A 20,170-nucleotide genomic window follows, 5' to 3' on the forward strand; every position below is an offset into this window, starting at 1 on the left:
TAGGTATTTCGGAAGCAATCGTTATGAAAATAAATTGAGAGGAGCATACCCATGTTACGTCTTATCAACTTGACTAAAAAATATGGAAACCTGACAGCGGTTAACGGGCTGAACCTGGATATTGAAGACGGGGAATTCTTTGGACTGCTGGGGCCGAATGGAGCAGGAAAGACCACGACGGTCAGAATGATCAGCACTCTGACGCCTAAAACTTCCGGTGACATTGTCATTAACAACGAAAGCATGGACCGGAACCTGGTTGCAGTTAAGATCAAAATCGGCGTTGTCCCCCAGCATAATAATCTGGAGAATGAGATGACCGCCTGGGAAAATCTTGAGGCTCACGGGATGCTTTATAACATGTCTAAGGCCTTAAGGAAAGAACGAATTGATGAACTGCTGGAATTCACGGAACTGACAAAACGGAAAAACGACCTGGTGGGCAAATATTCCGGCGGCATGAAAAGAAAACTGATGATTGCCAGGGCGTTGATGCACAATCCGGAGATTTTGCTTCTGGATGAGCCTACCGTCGGACTGGATGCCTCGGCCAGGAGGAAAATGTGGGACCTGTTAAAAAGCCTGAAAAGCAGAGGGCTGACCGTGCTCTTAACAACGCACTACATTGAAGAAGCTGAGGTGCTGTGCGACCGGGTAGGACTCATTAATGGCGGGGCCCTGGTGGAATTGGATTCACCCCAAAAATTGATTGAAAAAGTTGGTAAATTTGCCGTTGAAAATTTTGTTAATGGTAAGACCAAAGAAGAATTTTTTGAAACAAGGGAAGAGGCTGTCGCCTATGCAGCGGCTTTAGAGGGAAGCGTCAATATCCGGCCGTCCAATCTGGAGGATGTTTTCCTGAAATTAACCAATAGAAGGGTGGAATCCTGATGGCTGCCTTATACGGAATATTGTGGCAGGAGTTTGTTTTATTTAAAAGAAAGTTTTGGAGCACAACGATCGGCGCCATGGTTTCACCGACACTGTATCTGATCGCTTTCGGCTGGGGATTAGGCAGCGGGATGCAGGTAGAGGGGCGCTCCTATATGGAGTTTGTGATTCCGGGGATTATCGCCATGAGTACGATGTTGGTAAGCTTCAGCAACGCCGCCAACTCCATTAATATCGCCAGAATGTATTACAAAACGTTTGAGGAATTTATGGTCGCGCCCGTGAATATGACGGTATTTGCGCTGGGCAAAATTATTGCCGGAGCGTTATACGGCATGTACTCCGCACTTTTGATTATCATTTTGGTATCCGTTTTTGCAGGAGGACTTCCTTTGTCGCCTTATTTTATCCTCATAACACTGCTGAACTGTTTTGTTTTCTCTGCCGGCGGCTTTCTGGCAGGTTTAATGATCAACTCACACGGTGGGATGGCCAAGTTTTCCAACTTCGTGATTACCCCGATGTCATTTCTCTGTGGGACGTTTTTTTCTATTGAGAAGATGCCCCTGGTATTGAAGTATTTCATCCAGGTGCTGCCGCTTACGCATACCAGCATAGGTCTAAGGAGCACAGGAGAAGGGATCGCAGCGATGGCCCTGCATTTCGGTGTATTGGCAGGCTATTTCATTGTGCTTTTTATTGTTGGGGCGTGTTATTGTAAAAAAGTAGAATGAAAAAGTCAGAAGAAAACGATTCGATGATAACGAATATCTTGCCTATTGGTTATAAGTCTCGTTTTTCAGCGTTTAAAAATCGTGGTAAAACATCTTACAAATACCTTTATTTCATCTTCAGTCAGTTGCCGGACATAATGTTCGGACAGTATCCGGAATTTCTTGAAGATTATCTTTCGTGGAGCCTCGAGGTTCAAGAAGCCTGTAAAAGAGCAAAAAATTAGTTGCGTTAAAGGCAAACTCATCAAAAGATGGGGACGCAAAGCCGCAGGGGCTAAGGTACTTACTCGTACTATGGTAGCCTGGCTGCCGTAGAGACTTTGTCTAACCTGCCTTTAACGGCAGTTTTTTTTATGCATTGTAAGGAATCAATTTACTATTATTACAATATTAGAAAATATCGACATATTTCGATCAATTTATCAATGCTCACGAAGCTATTATCTTTACTTTTTTTTGTAAGTAAGTTGATGACAGATAAAAAATGGATTTATGTTAAAGGAGCTAAAACAGTATATGTACAGGATTAAATTTAACTTTTATCTTTATAGGATAAATTACGGAATCTAACTGCTGTACAATAAAATACAATATAACCTGGAAAACCGCAGTTTGCAAAAATTAGGCTGCGGTTTTCTTATTGACAAAAACAACGCTTTTTCGACTTTAAATAAATTAAAACAATCTCTTTATGATCTGATGATATTGAAGAATAAAGGGATAGCGAACAAACTGGTTTTTGCTGTTTTCTTTGAATATTTCCCAGTATGCCGTTCTCCGCCTCTGTTTTGGTTGTTCTACCCCCTTGAGGTCTTTGAAAATTGAATATGTGTTTTATCCGGTACGTTCCCCATATGTCCTGTAAAAGGAAAGCCAGATTGCAGGTACGCAAAGATCACCTGTCCGGTAATTCTTGAGGATTGCAATAAGAGGATCAATAATGCTTAATCGGGTTGATGAAGGTAAGGTTGAAGCGATCAATACCCATGCAATAAATAAATGTTGGTAGCATTTATGGCCATGACACATATGGCGGGATAATGATACTTGCGTGCAGTCGAGGTTAAGTCCCAGAGTGCGCCCCGGTCGTTGACGGGGAGGTGAATTTCCTATGAGACGGTTAACCGCCGTCTGCCGGATAAGATCGTGATTGAAAAACCAAAACAGAGGTGCAGTTATAGGGGCACGCTTATTTTTTACGTATTAATCTATCACAAAGGTGTGCCCCTGTAATTGCAAATATATAAATAGGAAGGAATTATAAATGGACGAGAAATTTTATACGGTACCTGAAGTTGCTGAACTTCTAAAGGTAAGCAAAAATTACATATATGAATTGATTAATCGAAAGCAAATTAATTATTTACGTTTGTCGGAAAGAAGAATAAGGATTCCTGCCAGTGCTTTGGAGAATTGCAAACTACAAGATTTGGACACTCTTGGTTATAATCAGATTGTCCAATCCCCAAAGGCGGGGAGGCCAAGAAATGTCTGTAAGAGAGCGCGGTGAGAGTTGTTGGCAGATCCAAATTTATTTAGGGAGAAAGGAGGACGGCGCAGAAGATTATCATTATGAAACATATCATGGAAATGAGACTCAAGCGAACAGATATCATGATAAATTGAAAAAGCAAATAAAAAAACAATTAAAGTCTGCTTCAGGAAAATTGCTGTCTGTTGAAGATCTAATTGACAAGTGGGCCAATATATTAGGAAAAGAAATTGAGGATACAACCAAAGATACTTACAAGCGGCAAGCGAATGCAGTAAAGCCGCTTGTTGAAGGGCAGATGCTCTATGAATTGAATGTAGAAATAATCGAAGAAAGATTAAAGACTCTTGACGGGAAAATTGACGCCGGCATCCTAAAGGTCAGAACAGTGAGGAATTACTATTCGATATTAAAAAGAATTCTTGCTTGGGGAGCTTCGAGGGATTTGGTTCAGCCGGATTTAATGAAAGATATAAAACCCCCGAAGGTCTCCAGGATCAAAAGAGATGTTTATTCTCAAAGCAACTTAAATATTTTCATCGATACTGCTAAAGAATATAAACACTATTTGCCCCTTAGAATCCTAGGAGTAGGCGGCTTACGCGTCGGGGAAGTAATCGGCGGCAAGTGGAAGAATTTAGACCTGACTCATGAGAACGGGAAAATGAAAATCGTAGAAGCCATGAATTCCAGAACGAGAAAAGATAATAAAGAGACAAAGACCTTGAATAGTGAACGAACGATTATCTTCGATGTGGAAACAACAAAAGAATTGGTAATTCATAAAGAATCTATGCAAAAGCTGAATAAAGCGAACGACAACGATTTCATTTTCCTAAGTGAAGACGGCAACCCGTTACGGTATCAAGTTTTATTCAGAGCGAAAGAACGTGTCCTTAAAAAAGCCGGACTGCATCATATCCGGATTCATGACCTGAGACATGGGGTGGGGTCGATCTTGTTAGACAAAGGTTATTCACTAACAACCGTGGCAGAATTTTTAGGACAAACCCCGGCGACGACAGCCGCGGTTTATGGCCATTCCTTACGACTAGGTAACTGTGAAGACGTATTGCGGTGAATTACCAAAATCCAGTCAAAAAACCCAGTCAATTCATGCAAATTGAATAATACCAGCGGTTTAAGGGTTGCGTTCAAAGCTTCGAGTCCTCTCAAACCCACCAAAATTAAAAACAAGAAAACCTTGTAATCCTTGATATTAGCGGATTTACAAGGTTTTTTACTATTATTACGAGTATTTTTAGTAGTTCATTATAGGCGCTAAGCTTGGATGACCGCTTGGGAATAACTAAGATTCGAATCCGGATTCGAATCTGGCAAGTTCCCGCCGGGAGAGGTTGGTTTAGGGTCAGAATTCCTTGTAGATTCACTTCCCATCAAAACAAAAGACTATATGATTTGGTTAAGTACGGTCAAGTAATTAAATTATAATACAAAGAATACACTCAAAATACAAAACATTATATTCCCAACTTTGAAAAATAGCCTCCTTTATAGTTAATTTATAAAACAATTAACTATAAAGAGAGGTTATTTTTTATTTGGGATAATCGTATAAAATAGGTGCATCGTTATAAGGTTCTTAAATTGGGATAAAATATAGTATAAACAATACGTGGAAGGTTTACTTGTAAGGGAATATTAAAGGAGTGACTGGCCATGAAGAAGAAAATTGTCTTGCTTTCTTTAACAGTACTTCTATTTGGGTTAGGCATTACAGCCATCGCCTATTATAATACGCCTATTAAAGATTATCAACAGCCACGGGCAGGAGAGGAAAATGAACAAACTCCACCTGAAGACAGTTTTGCTATCCGCGGAGTTATTGAGGGGTTCTACGGAACCCCCTGGACCATGGCGCAAAGAATCAACATGCTTACCTTTATTGGCCAACACCATTTAAACACGTATGTCTATGCTCCCAAGGATGACCCTTATCAGCGGACCAATTGGTCAGACCTCTACCCAATTGGACAACTACAGCAGATGAAGAGTTTGGTGCAAAGTGCAAAAGCGAATGGAGTTAATTTTGTTTATTCTATTTCTCCTGGTATCCCGTCACCGCTGCCTGGTGAAACATTGACCTCAGCAATGGTTGCCAACTCCATTACCTTTACATCTAAAGCCGATGTACAACTGCTTGAAAGCAAAATTGATCAGTTGCGTTCGATTGGAGTTCACACTTTTATGCTTTCATTTGATGATGTTCAACACTACTTGAAAAGTTCTGACCAACAAGTGTATGGTTCTGATTATCCTAAGGCTCATATCGATTTAGCAAATAAATTGCTTGAGGATGAGACTGTAAAAGATTCAAGTTTCAGGCTTTGGCTTGCTCCCACAGACTACTACGGTCTTAAGGACAGCGCCTATTGGACTACAATACGGTCACAGCTAGATCCCTCTATACAGGTGATCTGGACGGGGTCTTGGGTTTTAAACAAATCCATTACAAGTAGTGAAGCTGACCAAGTACGGCGGCTTTTGGGTAGGAAACCTCTTATCTGGGACAATTATCCGGTCAACGACTATACCTATGCAGTAAAGAAAGCGCCACAACTATTTATGGGACCATTGATCAATCGTTCGGAGGATTTGTCGGCATACACGAGTGGCATGTTAGCAAATCCCATGCTTCAACCTGAAGCGTCAAAAGTCGCACTTTATACTGTTTCCCAATATCTGTACAATCCCAGCACGTACCAGCCGCTTCAAGCCTGGGACGAAGCGCTCCAGAGCATGTCTGGCATAGGCGATGCATTGGCCTTCCGTAAATTTTGTCAATATTCAAGCCAAAGCACACTTGATACGGGTGACAATACCGGGTTTTCCAAATTAGCCGGCGCTTTTTGGCAAGAATACCAATCAGGCCAGCATGGACCTAGTGAATTAGAACTTCGTAAAGAATTACAATTACTGAGTGCTTTGCCCGATAATCTTAAGAAGACGATAACCAACCAACAGCTCTTGGCAGAAATTGGCCCATGGGCAGTAAAACTGGGTGAAGAAGGGCAAGCGGGACTACAGGCTTTAGTATATTTAGATTTATCGAACAATGATCCGCAAAAGCTTACGGCTAAGCAGCAACTTCAAGCAAGCTTGCAACAGTTACGAAACAACAACTTACAAATTGGATCGGAAGTACTATCATTTATTAATAAGGCCGAATCTAATTAGGAATTGCTAAAAATGGATAAGATCCAGTAATAAATCGAAAGTGTGGAACACTACAAGGATCAGCACGGATACTACCCCGAGTGCCATACATCAAACCCAGGCTAATGGTATAAAGTGCTCTGCTTGGTAATTATTGTATGGTATATTATTAACTTAGAAATATATTTATTTATTAAGTATTTAAGTTTCTCTATAATGATGGCCAAGGCCTAAAGGCTAAAATTAACTCCAATATTCATTATTTTTTATCGGAAAATGTAAGGCACTAATATTTTCTTAAGTCATAACCCCCTTTTGGGAATTACATTTTTTCTTTCAGGCACTATATTATTGAAAGAAATCACCTCTTTTCTGTAATTGGTTTTGGATAAATTCCTAAATCAAAAGAAAAGAGGTGATTTTTACTTTAGGTAGATTAATATTATCTGAATCAGTTTATCTGCCTGAAACTGAAATAGCGGTATTAAGGTTGGAATACCCGGTATTATGATCGATCATAACCAGATCAGCCCGATTGTCACCATTCATGTCTGCAGCAAGTGCAGCATCTTCATTCCTGGATCCCCATGGGCCAAAGGGTCTGTCGGCGATGAATTTACTGCCGTCGGAGATATAACTTTGCCAAAAACCGTCAGAGCCGTGTACCAGTAAATCGTCCTTACCGTCACCGTTAATGTCTGCTGCGAATATCTGAGAATCCGGTTTGAAGCAAAATGGACTGTTCCAGGTTCCAGCGGCAAGAGAGAATTTGTTTGCTTTTCGCCCGACCAGCATTTTCGACTGCTTGGTATCATGATCCATTACGAAAAGTTCACTGTTCCCATCACCATTAAAATCTCCTGCTGCAAGTTTTAGGTTCTTGGCTTTAAGCAGGCCAAAGCCTTGCCAGGTGATATCTGTAAAAAAACCGCCTTGATTGATTGCCGAACCAATTCTGCCATGTTCTTTGTCATACAGGAACAGGTCTGTGAGCCCGTCATGATTAAGGTCAGCAGCCAGGGGACGGATGGTCTGTGATTGATTTAAAGCCGGCCACTTTAAATGATAAGGAACAAATTTATTCCCGTCGTTTGCAGCTAAAATTAGATTCCCGGAGGCAGCATTGAACAACAGGAGATCTTCTTTGTCCTTATTTTTAAAATACCCGATTAAAGGAACCGTTCCTTTTTCCAGCGTTAAGTCCTTGAGCCATACACCTGAGTCTTGAAATGAGCGCGTGGCTCTGGGGGCATACCAGGAAGCTGTATATCGGAACATATGCCATTGATTTGCGCGCTTGTTCCATAGCAGCAGAGCTTTCCCCGAGGCATGCGGTACGAACTGACCGGCAAAAACTTCATCTCTCGGGTCAAACTGAATATTTTCCGCCCTTTGGGCAGGGACAAAGCCTACGAGTGAATAGATCGAGACAAAAGTGTATCCTCTGTTTTTTAGCTCCTTTACAAGCTGGTGCAAAAGGGAATTTTCATCATAAATATACTGAACTTCTCCGTTTTCTTGCTGGACTTTTTTTATAAACTGAAACTCATAGGTAGGATGGACGTATAAGGATGCCAGTGTCCCGCTTTTTGCCGGATCATCCAAGACAGCCAGCATAGCGGTAAGCCGTTCCGGGGAATTTAAATGCCCTAAAGGAGCAGGTACAACATCGAGGCCGCAATAATATTCTTGATGCTGATTTACAACGTTATTGCTTTTCCAGGCCTCAGGATAGTAATAATTGTTTTCATAGATCAAACCGATCTGTTCTTCAAAAGCGATCAGCTGCTGGGGCGAAGCGCTGTAATGCGGGGTCTCCCAGTAGGCCGGATAAATCCCTGCTTGATCAAACAGCGCGATCGCTTTTTCAGCCCGCTCTTTGGCATAGGCGTATGTATTGGGTACGTCGGGATTTTTTGCCGAGCTGTAAAATTCATACCCTGACACGCTATTGCTGTTCCCACTCTGGTGGGTATAGCCGTGGACCCCGATGATACCGCCTCTTTCTTCCAGGCTTTTAATGGTAGAGACGAATCTTTGGGCATATTCCGTATGATCGGTAATGGCAACATCATAGTTCCTGCCGGGAACAACCATCCTGGGAATTAAGGAGACTTCAAACGGTATCCCCTCTTGCTTAAGATAATCTGCCAGTACAATCAGTTTATCGAGGTTTTCCTGGCTTGCATATTCTTGCCCGGGACCTACATCCTCTAATCTTAATAAGGCCGACTTTTTTCCTGAAAATTGATCTTCTGACGTATTGTTGACATCGGCAGGTACGTTCGTATGTATAAGAATTGTTAAAAAAAGAACAAGTATCAGCGCCATTGCAAAGATTTTTTCTCTAGACATCAATTTTTGTTTAAACATAAATAATTACCCTCATAATATTTGAATTTTATAGAAAGATAGGATAATCATAATCGATCTGAACATATTGTCAATATGTATTATCAGGTATCCTGGAAATGTATCCTGAAAAATATAGGGTGGAACGTAGTGAGTTTACGCTGTAATGGATAGACAGCGCCAAGCGAAGTGCGATGTGAAGCGTGACCTTTTTGTTCCAAGGATGCAGCGATTTTATTGACATTGTCAAGATTGTCTACTATAGTAACGTTGATAGTTTTATAAAGTTTATAAAGACACAGACCATAGCAGAGGGTGGAGATTTTCATGCATTCGGCTTCCCAGGACAGAGCGCCTATTTATGAGGCCCTTCAAAAATATAAAGCAATGCGGATTGTACCGTTTGATGTGCCCGGGCACAAACAAGGGAGAGGCAACCCGGAGCTCAGGGAGTTTCTCGGGGAAAGGTGCCTTTCTGTTGATGTCAATGCCATGAAACCTTTAGATAATCTTGGACATCCTGTTTCGGTCATCAAAGAGGCAGAGGAACTTGCTGCGGATGCCTTTGATGCCTACCATGCTTTCTTTATGGTCAATGGAACGACCTCAGCAGTCCAGGCGATGATCATGAGCGTATGCAAACAGGGCGATAAGATCATTATGCCGCGTAATGTTCATAAAAGTGCCATTAATGCACTGATTATCAGTGGGGCCATCCCGGTATATGTGAATCCGGGAGTCAATAATGCGCTCGGCATACCTTTAGGAATGTCGATCAGCGAAGTGAAAAAAGCAATGGAGCAGCATCCCGATGCAAAGGCTATTTTTATTAATAATCCTACCTACTACGGGATATGTTCAGACTTAAAGACCATTACCGAACTTGCTCATCAAAAGGGTATGTTTGTACTGGCCGATGAAGCCCATGGCACCCATTTTTACTTCGGTGAAAACCAACCGCTGAATGCCATGGCCGCAGGGGCAGATATGGCGGCGGTCAGTATGCATAAAACTGGAGGAAGCTTAAGCCAAAGCTCTTTTTTGTTAATTGGCAGCCGTTTAAATATTGGACATGTCCGGCAGATTATCAATCTGACCCAGACGACCAGCGCTTCTTACCTGCTTTTGTCTTCTTTGGATATTTCCAGACGCAATCTTGCACTTGACGGGAAAAATATCTTTGCCAAAGTAACTTCCCTGGCCAACTATGGACGCGACGAAATTAACAAAATTGGCGGATATTATGCATTCTCGAAGGAACTGATCAATGGAGATTCAATTTTTGATTTTGATACGACCAAGCTTGTCGTACATACCCGGGATATAGGGCTTGCGGGAGTGGAGGTCTACGATATACTTCGGGACAATTACGATATCCAGATCGAATTCGGCGATATTGGAAATATTCTGGCCATTATCTCTGTTGGCGACAGGGCGCTGGCCTTGGAACGTCTGGTCTCGTCTCTGTCGGAGATCAAAAGGCTTTATATGCGTGATAAGACAGGTATGTTTGATCATGAGTACATTACGCCTGATGTCGGCATGGCTCCGCAGCGCGCGTTTTATTCAGAACAGCATTCCCTGCCTATAAGAAAGAGCGCGGGACAAATCAGCGGGGAGTTTGTGATGGCCTATCCCCCCGGAATTCCAATACTCGCGCCTGGAGAGCGGATCACCGAGGAAATCATTGATTACATTGTCTATGCCAAGAGTAAAGGAAGTTTTCTTACCGGGACGGAAGATATGTTTATTGAAAATATTAGGGTTGTGGGGGAATGAAATATGGAATTATGGTATACGGAACAGCATACCCAAAACGTCCGTTTTACCATCAAAGTCGATGAACAGCTCTATAACGGACAGAGTGAATACCAACGAATTGACGTCTTTAAGTCCAAGGAGTTCGGCACGTTCTTAACGCTGGACGGGCTGATGATGGTTACAGAAAAAGACGAATTTATTTATCATGATATGATTGTGCATGTCCCTATGGCAACGAATCCAGGGATTAAGAACGTCATGGTTATTGGTGCCGGAGATGGCGGCACTGTCAGAGAGCTTACCCGTTATAACGGGATTGAAAACATCGATATGGTGGAAATTGACAAGATGGTGGTCGACGTGTGCCGGGAATATCTGCCTCAGACAGCCAGCAAGCTAGATGATCCCAGGGTGCATCTTTATTTTGAGGACGGACTGAGATTTGTCCGTTCCAAGGAGAACACCTATGACCTTGTGATTGTTGATTCTACCGATCCATTCGGGCCGGGGGAAGGACTCTTTACCAGAGAGTTTTATGGCAACTGCTTTAAAGCGTTAAAAGAAGACGGCATTCTGGTCAATCAGCATGAAAGCCCTTACTATGATGAGTATGCGCAGGCCATGCAAAGGGCCCATAAACGCATTCAGGAATATTTCCCGATTTGTAAGGTATACCAGGCCCATATTCCAACCTATCCTTCAGGCCACTGGTTATTTGGTTTTGCTTCTAAAAAATATGATCCTGTCACGGATATTAAGGAAGAATCCTGGAACAGACTCGGGATCAAAACCAAGTATTATAATACCGATATTCATAAAGGAAGTTTTGCGCTTCCGACGTATGTGAAGGACCTCTTGACAGATACCGTGGAGTAAAAGCAGAGCGATATCAGCACGTGCACACTTTTCAGTAATGACATATTGCATAAATAATCGCCCTGGAGCTCAAGAGACTTCAGGGCGATTTAATTCTGACACTGTGTTTGGGTAATTCTGTGGACTAAAGACTACTAAAATATATTTGAGCCTGTCTGCGTGCCACAATATCCGCGTGCCATGGATGGCACAATCCGAAGAAAAGGCCGCGCTTCGCCATCCAGGCTCCGCTCGTCGCGGAACTGTGGCACGCAGACTGATCATAGAGTTATTCAAGCAGGTCTGTATGCCAGAATGCAGCTCGTTATTTGTGTAGTAACTTTAAGAACTTTTACTAGACAGCGATTCCAAAACAGGGTTAACTTCAAAAAAACTTTCATAAACTCCAGATTAGGTCTTCGTAATGGATGGACAGCGTCAAGCGGAGCATGGATTGCATAGCGCAGCTCTTTGTGCCAGGGAGGGCACAAGAGCCGAAAGCGGCCATCCATTACGGAGACTAGCCCGAGCAAAGCTATCATTGTTCTTAACGGGATATAGAAATCGGTCTGCTAGGCATTTAAATGCTTCTGTAAAGTTTCGATATGGTGATACTCATCACTTAAATTCTTTTGGATTACGGCGAGTGTTTCGGGCTCCCATTTCGCTGAATTGATGATTTTCTGATAGTCGGCCACGGCTTTTTGTTCTGTCCAGATCCCGGCATTCAGCATGGATTTTTCTCCCCGCAGGCGGCTGAAAAGACCAATGAACATTCCAACAAGCCAGAATAACCACCGTAAAGGGCTTGGGCTCCAGCCATATTCATAAAGTTTGATCTGATAATCCTGGACATGGGTCATCTCATTGGCCATGGCCTGAATGATCAGTCTGTTCAGATCGTTTGAAGCGCCAGCAATCTGAAATTTATAAATATTGACGGCCATGATCTCAAAAGTATGCAGTTTTCTCAGACCCTTGCGGATCATTGTGAGCTGGGCAGGGTCAATATTATCTGCGCGGAAGAAAATTTCCTGGGGTTCAACTGCTCCTCGGATCATGTAATTAGCCATTGATTAATCTTCCCCCTTTATTTATCAATGATAGATCAATTATATCGGCTGGAAAAGTAAGGTACAAGAACCATCCTTTGAAAATTTTCTGGTTTTAATTAACGGGCATTTGCGTTATGATGTAATGGAAATAGTATAAAGGTCCTAGGAAAAAGGACCAAAGTCCCGGATAAATAGCCCATTAGTCCTATTAGCCCGAATGGTTTGCAGAATCGAGCCAGATCAGTTATTAAATATTTTGCATTTTTGACACAATCACGACAAATTTTACCTAAAATATTCCAGAAATGATCAAAAAAAATAAAGGATATTAAATTATTTTCAAGAATTAATATCAAAAATATTTCCACAAAAAATAAAAAATGGGATAAAAAGGAATTATGGACAAGATCAATCGGTATAAGGATAATTGGAGACGAAAACTTTTTTTGTATAATGCCTGTATAATCGGAGCTTTTGTTATTGTCTATTTGTTTATTGGGGATAATGATAAGCTGTTTTTTTGGCTGCTAATCATTATTATTTTGTTTATATTCTCCTTTGCTTTAAATGTGGGGATGCATAAGGAGATTCATAAAAAACGAATGATAGAAAATGCCTTGAAGCAAAGTGAAGCGTTGTACCGTGGGGTAATAAATAATGCAGCCGCAGGAATTGCCTTGCTGAACCAGGATGGGCATTATCACTATGTAAATGCGACCCTGTGCCAGATGACTGGTTTTTCACAGGAAGAGTTAAAAAGGTTAACCCTTTTTGATTCGATTGTGCCAGAGGAGCGGCAAGAGAGTGTTATGCATTGCAGGGAAGTATGGGAGGGCAAAGACGCGTGGAAGAAATGTGAGAAACAATTCCGATGCAAAGACGGACAGTCCTTATGGGCCGAAATCAATTTATCCACAGTTTGTGACAGCGGGGACAATGTCATTCATCTAATCATGATTGTTCTGGATATAACTGTCAGGAAAAAGTTGGAGAAGGAATTGCTGTACCAGGCAACCACAGACTTTCTGACGGGTATTGACAACAGACTTGCTTTTATGCAAAAAGCGCAGGAGGAATTTTCGCGCTCGGAGAGATATAAGCGGAATTTTACGATGCTTTTAATTGACATTGATAAATTTAAAAGCGTGAATGATCAGTATGGCCATCTGGTTGGTGATCGCGTGCTGAAAGAGGTCGTCAAGGCATTTAAGCTTGTTTTGCGTGAGATGGATGTCCTGGCCCGGATCGGGGGAGAGGAATTCGCGGTGATTCCAGTAGAATCCGACCTTATGATGGCCCAAACGGTGGCAGAGAGAATTCAACAGAAAGTCCTGGATGTCGTCGTAGAAATGGAAAATACCGAAAAGATCCAGGTTTCTGTCAGCATCGGAATTGCTGAAAAGAAAGAACTGGACCTCGGTGTTGATGACATATTTAAAAGAGCGGATGATGCACTTTATGAGGCTAAAAACACAGGCCGGAACAGAATTGTCGTAGGAAACGAATTAGTTGAAGATATTGGAGTTTGTAATGGTAATCCATGATATAACGATCCCGCTTTTTCCGGGAATGGTTTCTTATCCCGGGGATCCGCCGTTTCAATCAGAACCTGTGTATTCCCTAGACAAGGATGGATATTGTCTTTCGATGCTTTCGATGGGCTCCCATTGTGGAACCCATCTTGATGCGCCGTCTCATTGCCTGACAGGAGGAGGATCTGTTGATAGGATTCCTCTGGAGTTGCTTATCGGAGCGGCCAGGGTAATCGAAGTGGCGGCTGCGGGGAGTATCCTGCCTGACCATCTGATCCCCAAAGGAATCCGGGAAGGGGACAGGGTTTTATTGAAAACCCGGAACTCAGGCTTTTTAAAGGACCCTATGTTTCAACCGGAGTATACTTATCTTTCTTCCGAAGCCGCTGAATACCTTGCAGCAAAAAAGGTACAATTGGTTGGGATCGATTACTTGTCCATTGATGATTCTACGAGCAGCGCTTATTCAAGTCATACCATTCTGCTTTCCGGAAACAGTGCTGTATTAGAAGGACTAGACTTATCGGAAGTTAATGAGGGAGATTACTTTCTTGTTGCACTGCCTTTAAAAATAAAAGACTGCGACGGCAGTCCCGTAAGAGCAGTTTTGATCGAAGGCATCAATCTATAATTTATAACTTAGAACCTATACCCTATAACCAATCAATCAGGGAGAAAGATGTTCGAGTCCCTGGGTCAATATCCGATAAACATGGTCGTCACTCAAAGCATAAACACTTGTCTTGCCAGCCCGGCGCACCTTGACTAATTTGTATTGCCGGAGAATCCTTAGTTGGTGGGAGACGGCAGATTGGCTCATACCTAAAATTTCCGCCAGTTCATTCACATACAGCTCATTATCCAGTAGTGCAAAAAGGATACGTATTCTGGAGAAATCCGCAAATACCTTATAAAAGTCTGCCAGTTCCAGGGATAGTTCTATACCTGGAATATGTTTTTGGGGCTGTTCCGGGGCAGGAGCGTGAAATACCGACATTTTAACGGCCTCCCAAAGAAAAATATAATCAGGACTGTACATATGCACATATATGCATATGTACGTATTTATAATACTAAGTATTGTTGGGGGCTGTCAATACGAACCCCAAAAGTCATTTAAATTTTCCAGGTTTGAATAAACTGCTGAAGCTATCCCTGAACTGCGTAAACAACAGCCCTCCGAGGAAGATCAACCCGGCAAATCCGATCAAAGGATATATGGCAGAGACTGCCGCGGAAAAACCGTACTGGGCAGCGATAATTGCACCGATGGAAGCAAGGGTAGCACCAAGAATCCTTTGCTTGTTATCATAAGCAATCCTGGCTGTAAAGCCGTAGAGAATACTTACGGCAGTTGTATAAATTTCCAAAAGCAAAATTAGCCCGTAAGCATAGCCTACCAGTGGATTCAGTCTGGTAGCGAGAAATACCATGGGAACCTGAAAAGGAAGAATTTCCGGAGACCCGCAGATGATTGCCAGATTAATTGCCAGAATCCCGGCGCCCAACCCAAGACCACCCAGCAGGCCGCCCCAAACAAGACTCTTTTCACTCCGGCCTTCCACACCTAAAGGGGACAGGATAGCTACAGAAAGTACAATATTATAAGAAACATAGAGAATGGCGGCAGTAGACCAATGGGATGCTGTCGGAGATTCTAACGATCCGAGCAGTGCAATTTTGGATGGCGTGATTGGATCGAGGACAATCGAGATTATAGCAACACTGAAGACGGCAAGGAGCAAAAAAGGTACAACCAAACCAATTGCGCGTATGACGTTTCTGACCCCGGAAATGACGGTGAGAAACGAAAGCAGAATAACGGTAATACTGCCTAGAAGTGGGGAAAAGCCAAGCTGCTCTTCAACGACAGCGCCGGATCCTGCAGCCATGACGATCAGGACACCCAAGAAGCTCAAGGTAATAAACCAATCCATCAAAATGCAAAGAGGTTTCCCAAATGTGAATCTGACCAGTTCCAGGTGCGAATCGGCATTTTGTTCTCTGGATATCCGCATGATGAGAATCCCAAAATAACAAAATAAGACAGTACACACGGCGATACCGGCAAAACTTTTTATTCCAAATACAGTAAAGAATTGGAGAACCTCCTGTCCGGTCGCAAACCCTGCTCCGACAATTGTTCCGATGAAGGCGGCAGCAATTGAAACTGTGGAAAACTGTTTTGTATTTTTCATACTTCACCTGCTTTCCCTCTGAACATAGGGTTCCAGGAACAATATCCTTAAAGATTATTATGTTAAATATCTCTGGAAATGAACTTCAACGCATGCAGAATAGGTAATAATGGTGTAGAATAATATAGGCACAAGGGAATTAGTTTGAATGCTTATGGGGGGTAAAAATGTCACCGGAAAAGAAAAAATATATGCTGTCATCATCATTGCTGTTTTTTGCCTGATTATTGTCACGGGGGTAGGAAATTTCCGAGCCAAACAGCTCGCAGTAGATTTGGCAGGCCAACGGGTCAGCAACACGCTTACTCTGGCCGTGGCTGATTTTGATAACGAAAAACTGCAGGAGCTTATTCAAACGCAGAATCAGCAGAATGCTTATTACGGAGAACTTCGGGCGAAGCTGATGCAGTTAAAGACAGAGCACCAGCTCGAAAATATTTACATGTTGTACAAGGATGAGCAGAATAAGGTATGGTTTTTCGTCGTTGATGCGAGGGCGGAGGATGACCCGGCACATTTGGCTTTGGGACAATTGGAGAACAACGCCTCGTCGGCAGTAGAGAACACGCTGAAGGGCAAAGTTGTCCAGGGAGAGTATCACACGACTTCACTGGGGACATTCGTATCGAGTTACCAGGAAGTGAAGGATGCCGGCGGAAAGACGTATGCTGTTCTGGCAGGGGATATCGATGTTAAGAATGTGACAGAATTCCTGTACTTAACCAGATATGTACAATTCGGGATCATGGCGGTTAGTTTGCTGCTGATTGGCCTTATTGTTTATTTAAGCGGCAGAAAAAATATTAATTAGACAAGAAACAATGTAATCCTAACCAATATAAGAATATATAAGAATAGATAAGAATAAGAAAATTCCTTACCGGAAATATTAGGAAGGATGATGCATATATTTCCAGGGGGGGATTTTTCTTTTGAATGATTATTATTTAGAAGTTGGGACTTCTGATTATAAAGAAGAGCTTTCTCAAGCAGTATACGATTTGTACCATAAAGACGGGCTGCCGATTGAAATATCTGAAGTCTGCCATGAGCCAAACTATCTGGTCAGCTTCATTTATGCCAATTTGAAGGGGAAAAATGTCCGGAATGAGCTTACCGTCAAAATCGTTCAGTACTATATTGCCCATGCACTGGGTAGCGTTGTTCTTCAGGGATGGGAAGAACGTTATATCAGAAAAAAATTAAAAGATGACTTCAACATGTTCGGGAGCGAAATCGACGAGGCTTATCCAAAGGTTGCCGGATATCTGAATGACCAGGCAGAGACTGGTTTTCTTCGGCTTAGAAACAGAATCCTGGTAAAGTCCATTCTGGAATTTTTGAATGACCATCAAAAAATTGATCTGGAAGGATTTATGAATTTCAGATCGGGCCAATATAAGAGAGAATTAAAGAAACAGATTGCACGTGCTGTAAATGTTTATGCCCTTCAGCAGGAGCATGAAAGCTTTGTACGACTCCTGAAAAGATTTTTTGAATCCCAGCGGGATAACAAAAATACGATGCATATGGTCATTAATCACAAAGATGAAGTGGCATTTTACGATGACAACCATTCTGTTCTGATAAATTCCAGTGCTGAAAGCGAAGATCACCCCATCAGTGTTTTGCTGAAACGCTCTCCGAATCGCCTGATTGTTCATGTTGCAGCAGAAAAACAGTCCGGAATTGCCCGGATCGTTCAGGAAGTTTTTGGTGATAAGATGACCTATTGCCGGGGATGCAGCCTGTGTAAAGACAACTGATTGACAACATACTTTAAGTGGTATAATCTAAGACTATATAAAAGGAATAATGAAGGCACGATGAAGAGGACAGTATCCTAATCGTTCGCATTTAGAGAGAAATGCCCTGGGCTGTGAGCATTTTTGCGATATTTGGGAAAAGACCGCCTCCGAGTTCCTCGCCGAACATGATATGCGTAGGCTGGACGTTTATCCGCGTTAAGGATGCCAAGGAAAATTAGCTGCCGGTATAGCAGGCGGTCGTATTTTTGAATTTGGGTGGAACCACGGGTTTCTATCGCTCTCGTCCCATAAGAAGGACGGGAGCTTTTTAGTATTAATACCAAAGAAGTTTGAATGGATAAATCATGAATAAAAACAAGGAGTGATAGGATCATGTTAAATGTAACCTTAAAGGATGGTTCGGTTCGTCAAGTGGAGCAGGGTTCAACTGTTCTGGAATTGGCTGCTTCTATTTCTCAGGGTCTGGCCAGGGTCGCGGTTGCAGGCAAGGTGGACGGGGAGGTCAAAGACCTCTCGTTTCCGATAGAAGATGACGCAAACGTAGAAGTACTTACGCTTGACAGTGAAGAGGGACTGGAAGTAATGCGCCATTCAGCTTCTCACCTTTTAGCTCAGGCTGTGAAGAATCTTTTCCCGGGAACCATTCTGGGTATCGGTCCCGCGATTGCGAATGGTTTTTACTATGACTTTGACTCTGAATACACTTTTACCCCCGAGGATTTAGGCAAGATTGAAGAGGAGATGCGCAAACTGGCGAAGAATGATTATAAGTTTGAACGCCGTGAGGTTGCGCGCGAAGAAGCGATTGACTATTTCCAAAATAAAGGGGAAAAATATAAAGTCCAATTGATCAACGATCTCCCCGAAGATGCTAGAATATCCATGTACACGCAGGGGAATTTTACAGACCTCTGTGCCGGACCGCATGTTCCTGGAACAAAGGTATTGAAGGCCTTCAAATTGCAGAGCCTGGCTGGTGCATACTGGCGCGGCAGTGAGAAAAACAAAATGCTTCAGAGAATCTACGGTTTAGCTTTTGCCAAGACCTCTGATCTTGATGATTATTTATTTAAGCTTGAAGAAGCCAAAAGGCGTGACCACCGGAAGCTTGGGATGGAGCTTGACCTTTTCAGTCTGCACGATGAAGGTCCCGGCTTCCCGTTCTTTCATCCGAAGGGTATGGTTTTAAGGAATACGCTGGAAGATTTCTGGCGCAGAGAGCACCAGAAAAGAGGCTATGTCGAGATCAGAACGCCTATCATTTTGAATACAGCTCTCTGGCAGCAGTCCGGGCACTGGGATCATTATAAGGAAAACATGTATTTTACGAAAATAGACAATGAGGACTATGCCGTTAAACCGATGAACTGTCCGGGTGGTATGATTATGTACAAGACAAAACTGCGCAGCTACCGGGATCTGCCGATCCGCTGCGGAGAACTAGGTCTGGTGCACAGGCATGAACTATCGGGTGCCCTTCATGGTTTGTTGAGAGTAAGAAACTTTACACAGGATGATGCCCATATTTTTATGCTGCCTTCCCAGATCAAAGATGAGATCATCGGCGTTATTAATTTAGTTGATTACTTTTATAAAATATTTGGTTTTGCGTACCATGTTGAGCTTTCCACCCGTCCGGAGGATTCCATGGGTTCGGATCAGGATTGGGAAATGGCGACAAATGCGCTGAAGGAAGCGCTGGAAGCTAAAGGGATGGATTACAAAATTAATCCTGGTGATGGAGCCTTCTACGGACCGAAAATTGATTTTCACCTGAAGGATTGTCTCGACAGAACCTGGCAGTGCGGAACCATCCAGCTGGATTTCCAGATGCCTGAGCGATTTGACCTGACCTACATTGGGGAAGACGGGGATAAACACCGTCCTGTCATGATTCACAGGGTCGTTTACGGCAGCATTGAGCGTTTCATTGCACTTCTGACCGAGCAGTACGCCGGTGCTTTCCCGGTTTGGCTTTCGCCTGAGCAGGTGCGCATTCTGCCGATCAGTGACAAGCACAGCGCCTATGCTGAGAAAGTTAAGGGACTGCTTATGGACCGGGATATCCGCGCCGCGCTTGATGAACGCCGGGAGAAAATCAACTATAAGATTAGGGAAGTACAGACCGATAAAATACCTTTTGCTTTGGTCGTCGGAGATAAGGAAGCCGAAGAGGGTACGGTATCCGTCCGCCGTTATGGAGAGCAGAAGACCAGCGTCATGGAATTGGAAGACCTTATTTCCTTGATTCTGGACGAAATAAGCACCAAAAAAATTCCTGCAGGCAATCAGGCCTAAATCGGATTGACCAGCGGAAAACAATACAAATTCCGGAGAGTGGTGGGTAACTTGAC

The 20,170-nt window shown here is 42.8% G+C and carries 16 protein-coding genes, 1 riboswitch and 1 other annotated feature; of the genes, 12 read left to right on the plus strand and 4 right to left on the minus strand.

Annotated features, from left to right (window positions below):
* Positions 1-51 precede the first annotated feature (51 nt).
* From DEHRE_RS01395 to DEHRE_RS01425, 5 genes are all read left to right on the plus strand, one after another.
* The gene (locus tag DEHRE_RS01395; protein ID WP_025205049.1) at positions 52-891 is read left to right on the plus strand and encodes an ABC transporter ATP-binding protein; all 840 of its coding nucleotides are present in this window, start codon (positions 52-54) and stop codon (positions 889-891) included.
* Positions 891-1,625 carry an ABC transporter permease gene (locus DEHRE_RS01400; protein WP_025205051.1) on the plus strand — a complete coding sequence of 245 codons (735 nt, stop codon included), beginning with the start codon at positions 891-893 and terminating at the stop codon, positions 1,623-1,625. The genes DEHRE_RS01395 and DEHRE_RS01400 overlap by 1 nt, the downstream gene beginning before the upstream one ends.
* A 224-nt stretch (positions 1,626-1,849) precedes the next feature.
* Positions 1,850-1,939: riboswitch (cyclic di-GMP riboswitch) on the plus strand.
* A gap of 950 nt (positions 1,940-2,889) precedes the next feature.
* Complete coding sequence (locus DEHRE_RS01415; RefSeq protein ID WP_025205056.1) at positions 2,890-3,135, plus strand: helix-turn-helix domain-containing protein; 246 nt, start codon at positions 2,890-2,892, stop codon at positions 3,133-3,135.
* Positions 3,113-4,198 (plus strand): tyrosine-type recombinase/integrase, encoded by a 1,086-nt coding sequence (locus DEHRE_RS01420; protein ID WP_025205058.1) that lies wholly within the window; start codon positions 3,113-3,115, stop codon positions 4,196-4,198. The genes DEHRE_RS01415 and DEHRE_RS01420 overlap by 23 nt, the downstream gene beginning before the upstream one ends.
* Before the next feature lie 599 nt (positions 4,199-4,797).
* Positions 4,798-6,315, plus strand: a complete 1,518-nt coding sequence (locus DEHRE_RS01425) for a protein O-GlcNAcase (RefSeq protein ID WP_025205060.1) — start codon at positions 4,798-4,800, stop codon at positions 6,313-6,315.
* 435 nt (positions 6,316-6,750) lie between these two features.
* Here the strand turns inward: DEHRE_RS01425 and DEHRE_RS01430 are convergent, their stop codons facing one another.
* A complete protein-coding gene (locus DEHRE_RS01430) occupies positions 6,751-8,667 on the minus strand; it encodes a DUF2334 domain-containing protein (protein WP_019226627.1) in 1,917 nt (638 codons plus the stop codon).
* Positions 8,668-8,973: 306 nt separating this feature from the next.
* Between DEHRE_RS01430 and DEHRE_RS01440 the strand changes: the two genes are divergently transcribed.
* Both DEHRE_RS01440 and speE read left to right on the plus strand, forming a co-directional pair.
* Positions 8,974-10,425 carry an aminotransferase class I/II-fold pyridoxal phosphate-dependent enzyme gene (locus DEHRE_RS01440; protein ID WP_019226625.1) on the plus strand — a complete coding sequence of 484 codons (1,452 nt, stop codon included), beginning with the start codon at positions 8,974-8,976 and terminating at the stop codon, positions 10,423-10,425.
* Positions 10,426-10,428: 3 nt separating this feature from the next.
* Complete coding sequence (speE, locus tag DEHRE_RS01445; protein WP_019226624.1) at positions 10,429-11,283, plus strand: polyamine aminopropyltransferase; 855 nt, start codon at positions 10,429-10,431, stop codon at positions 11,281-11,283.
* A gap of 551 nt (positions 11,284-11,834) precedes the next feature.
* Here the strand turns inward: speE and DEHRE_RS01450 are convergent.
* A complete protein-coding gene (locus tag DEHRE_RS01450; RefSeq protein ID WP_019226623.1) occupies positions 11,835-12,335 on the minus strand; it encodes a demethoxyubiquinone hydroxylase family protein in 501 nt (166 codons plus the stop codon).
* 584 nt (positions 12,336-12,919) lie between these two features.
* On the opposite strand from DEHRE_RS01450, the gene DEHRE_RS01455 reads away from it, so the two are divergent.
* Both DEHRE_RS01455 and DEHRE_RS01460 read left to right on the plus strand, forming a co-directional pair.
* The gene (locus tag DEHRE_RS01455) at positions 12,920-13,861 is read left to right on the plus strand and encodes a sensor domain-containing diguanylate cyclase (RefSeq protein ID WP_242837004.1); all 942 of its coding nucleotides are present in this window, start codon (positions 12,920-12,922) and stop codon (positions 13,859-13,861) included.
* Positions 13,848-14,480, plus strand: a complete 633-nt coding sequence (locus DEHRE_RS01460) for a cyclase family protein (RefSeq protein ID WP_019226621.1) — start codon at positions 13,848-13,850, stop codon at positions 14,478-14,480. The genes DEHRE_RS01455 and DEHRE_RS01460 overlap by 14 nt, the downstream gene beginning before the upstream one ends.
* A gap of 36 nt (positions 14,481-14,516) precedes the next feature.
* On the opposite strand, the gene DEHRE_RS01465 is transcribed toward DEHRE_RS01460, so the two are convergent.
* Positions 14,517-14,846 (minus strand): ArsR/SmtB family transcription factor, encoded by a 330-nt coding sequence (locus DEHRE_RS01465; protein WP_019226620.1) that lies wholly within the window; start codon positions 14,844-14,846, stop codon positions 14,517-14,519.
* Positions 14,847-14,961: 115 nt separating this feature from the next.
* Complete coding sequence (locus tag DEHRE_RS01470) at positions 14,962-16,047, minus strand: YkvI family membrane protein (RefSeq protein ID WP_019226619.1); 1,086 nt, start codon at positions 16,045-16,047, stop codon at positions 14,962-14,964.
* A 148-nt stretch (positions 16,048-16,195) separates the two neighbouring features.
* On the opposite strand from DEHRE_RS01470, the gene DEHRE_RS01475 reads away from it, so the two are divergent.
* The 3 genes from DEHRE_RS01475 to thrS all read left to right on the plus strand — a co-directional run bounded on the left by DEHRE_RS01475 (position 16,196) and on the right by thrS (position 20,114).
* Positions 16,196-16,858 carry a hypothetical protein gene (locus DEHRE_RS01475; RefSeq protein WP_025205068.1) on the plus strand — a complete coding sequence of 221 codons (663 nt, stop codon included), beginning with the start codon at positions 16,196-16,198 and terminating at the stop codon, positions 16,856-16,858.
* Between the two features lie 121 nt (positions 16,859-16,979).
* Positions 16,980-17,813 (plus strand): putative sporulation protein YtxC, encoded by an 834-nt coding sequence (locus DEHRE_RS01480; RefSeq protein ID WP_019226617.1) that lies wholly within the window; start codon positions 16,980-16,982, stop codon positions 17,811-17,813.
* Positions 17,814-17,864: 51 nt separating this feature from the next.
* Positions 17,865-18,107, plus strand: a binding site (T-box leader).
* Between the two features lie 81 nt (positions 18,108-18,188).
* A complete protein-coding gene (gene thrS, locus DEHRE_RS01485) occupies positions 18,189-20,114 on the plus strand; it encodes a threonine--tRNA ligase (protein ID WP_019226616.1) in 1,926 nt (641 codons plus the stop codon).
* Positions 20,115-20,170 lie beyond the last annotated feature (56 nt).

It is taken from the genome of Dehalobacter restrictus DSM 9455 (genome assembly GCF_000512895.1).
GTDB classification, from domain to species: Bacteria; Bacillota; Desulfitobacteriia; order Desulfitobacteriales; family Syntrophobotulaceae; genus Dehalobacter; species Dehalobacter restrictus.

What these genes read in the sequence shown, in the direction of transcription:
- DEHRE_RS01420 (WP_025205058.1), top strand. Translation starts at nt 3,113, where the DNA reads ATGTCTGTAAGAGAGCGCGGTGAGAGTTGTTGGCAGATCCAAATTTAT.
- DEHRE_RS01460 (WP_019226621.1), top strand. Translation starts at nt 13,848, where the DNA reads ATGGTAATCCATGATATAACGATCCCGCTTTTTCCGGGAATGGTTTCT.
- thrS (WP_019226616.1), top strand. Translation starts at nt 18,189, where the DNA reads ATGTTAAATGTAACCTTAAAGGATGGTTCGGTTCGTCAAGTGGAGCAG.
- DEHRE_RS01455 (WP_242837004.1), top strand. Translation starts at nt 12,920, where the DNA reads ATGATAGAAAATGCCTTGAAGCAAAGTGAAGCGTTGTACCGTGGGGTA.
- DEHRE_RS01425 (WP_025205060.1), top strand. Translation starts at nt 4,798, where the DNA reads ATGAAGAAGAAAATTGTCTTGCTTTCTTTAACAGTACTTCTATTTGGG.
- DEHRE_RS01440 (WP_019226625.1), top strand. Translation starts at nt 8,974, where the DNA reads ATGCATTCGGCTTCCCAGGACAGAGCGCCTATTTATGAGGCCCTTCAA.
- speE (WP_019226624.1), top strand. Translation starts at nt 10,429, where the DNA reads ATGGAATTATGGTATACGGAACAGCATACCCAAAACGTCCGTTTTACC.
- DEHRE_RS01475 (WP_025205068.1), top strand. Translation starts at nt 16,196, where the DNA reads ATGCTTATGGGGGGTAAAAATGTCACCGGAAAAGAAAAAATATATGCT.
- DEHRE_RS01470 (WP_019226619.1), bottom strand. Translation starts at nt 16,047, where the DNA reads ATGAAAAATACAAAACAGTTTTCCACAGTTTCAATTGCTGCCGCCTTC.
- DEHRE_RS01450 (WP_019226623.1), bottom strand. Translation starts at nt 12,335, where the DNA reads ATGGCTAATTACATGATCCGAGGAGCAGTTGAACCCCAGGAAATTTTC.
- DEHRE_RS01430 (WP_019226627.1), bottom strand. Translation starts at nt 8,667, where the DNA reads ATGTTTAAACAAAAATTGATGTCTAGAGAAAAAATCTTTGCAATGGCG.
- DEHRE_RS01395 (WP_025205049.1), top strand. Translation starts at nt 52, where the DNA reads ATGTTACGTCTTATCAACTTGACTAAAAAATATGGAAACCTGACAGCG.
- DEHRE_RS01400 (WP_025205051.1), top strand. Translation starts at nt 891, where the DNA reads ATGGCTGCCTTATACGGAATATTGTGGCAGGAGTTTGTTTTATTTAAA.
- DEHRE_RS01465 (WP_019226620.1), bottom strand. Translation starts at nt 14,846, where the DNA reads ATGTCGGTATTTCACGCTCCTGCCCCGGAACAGCCCCAAAAACATATT.
- DEHRE_RS01415 (WP_025205056.1), top strand. Translation starts at nt 2,890, where the DNA reads ATGGACGAGAAATTTTATACGGTACCTGAAGTTGCTGAACTTCTAAAG.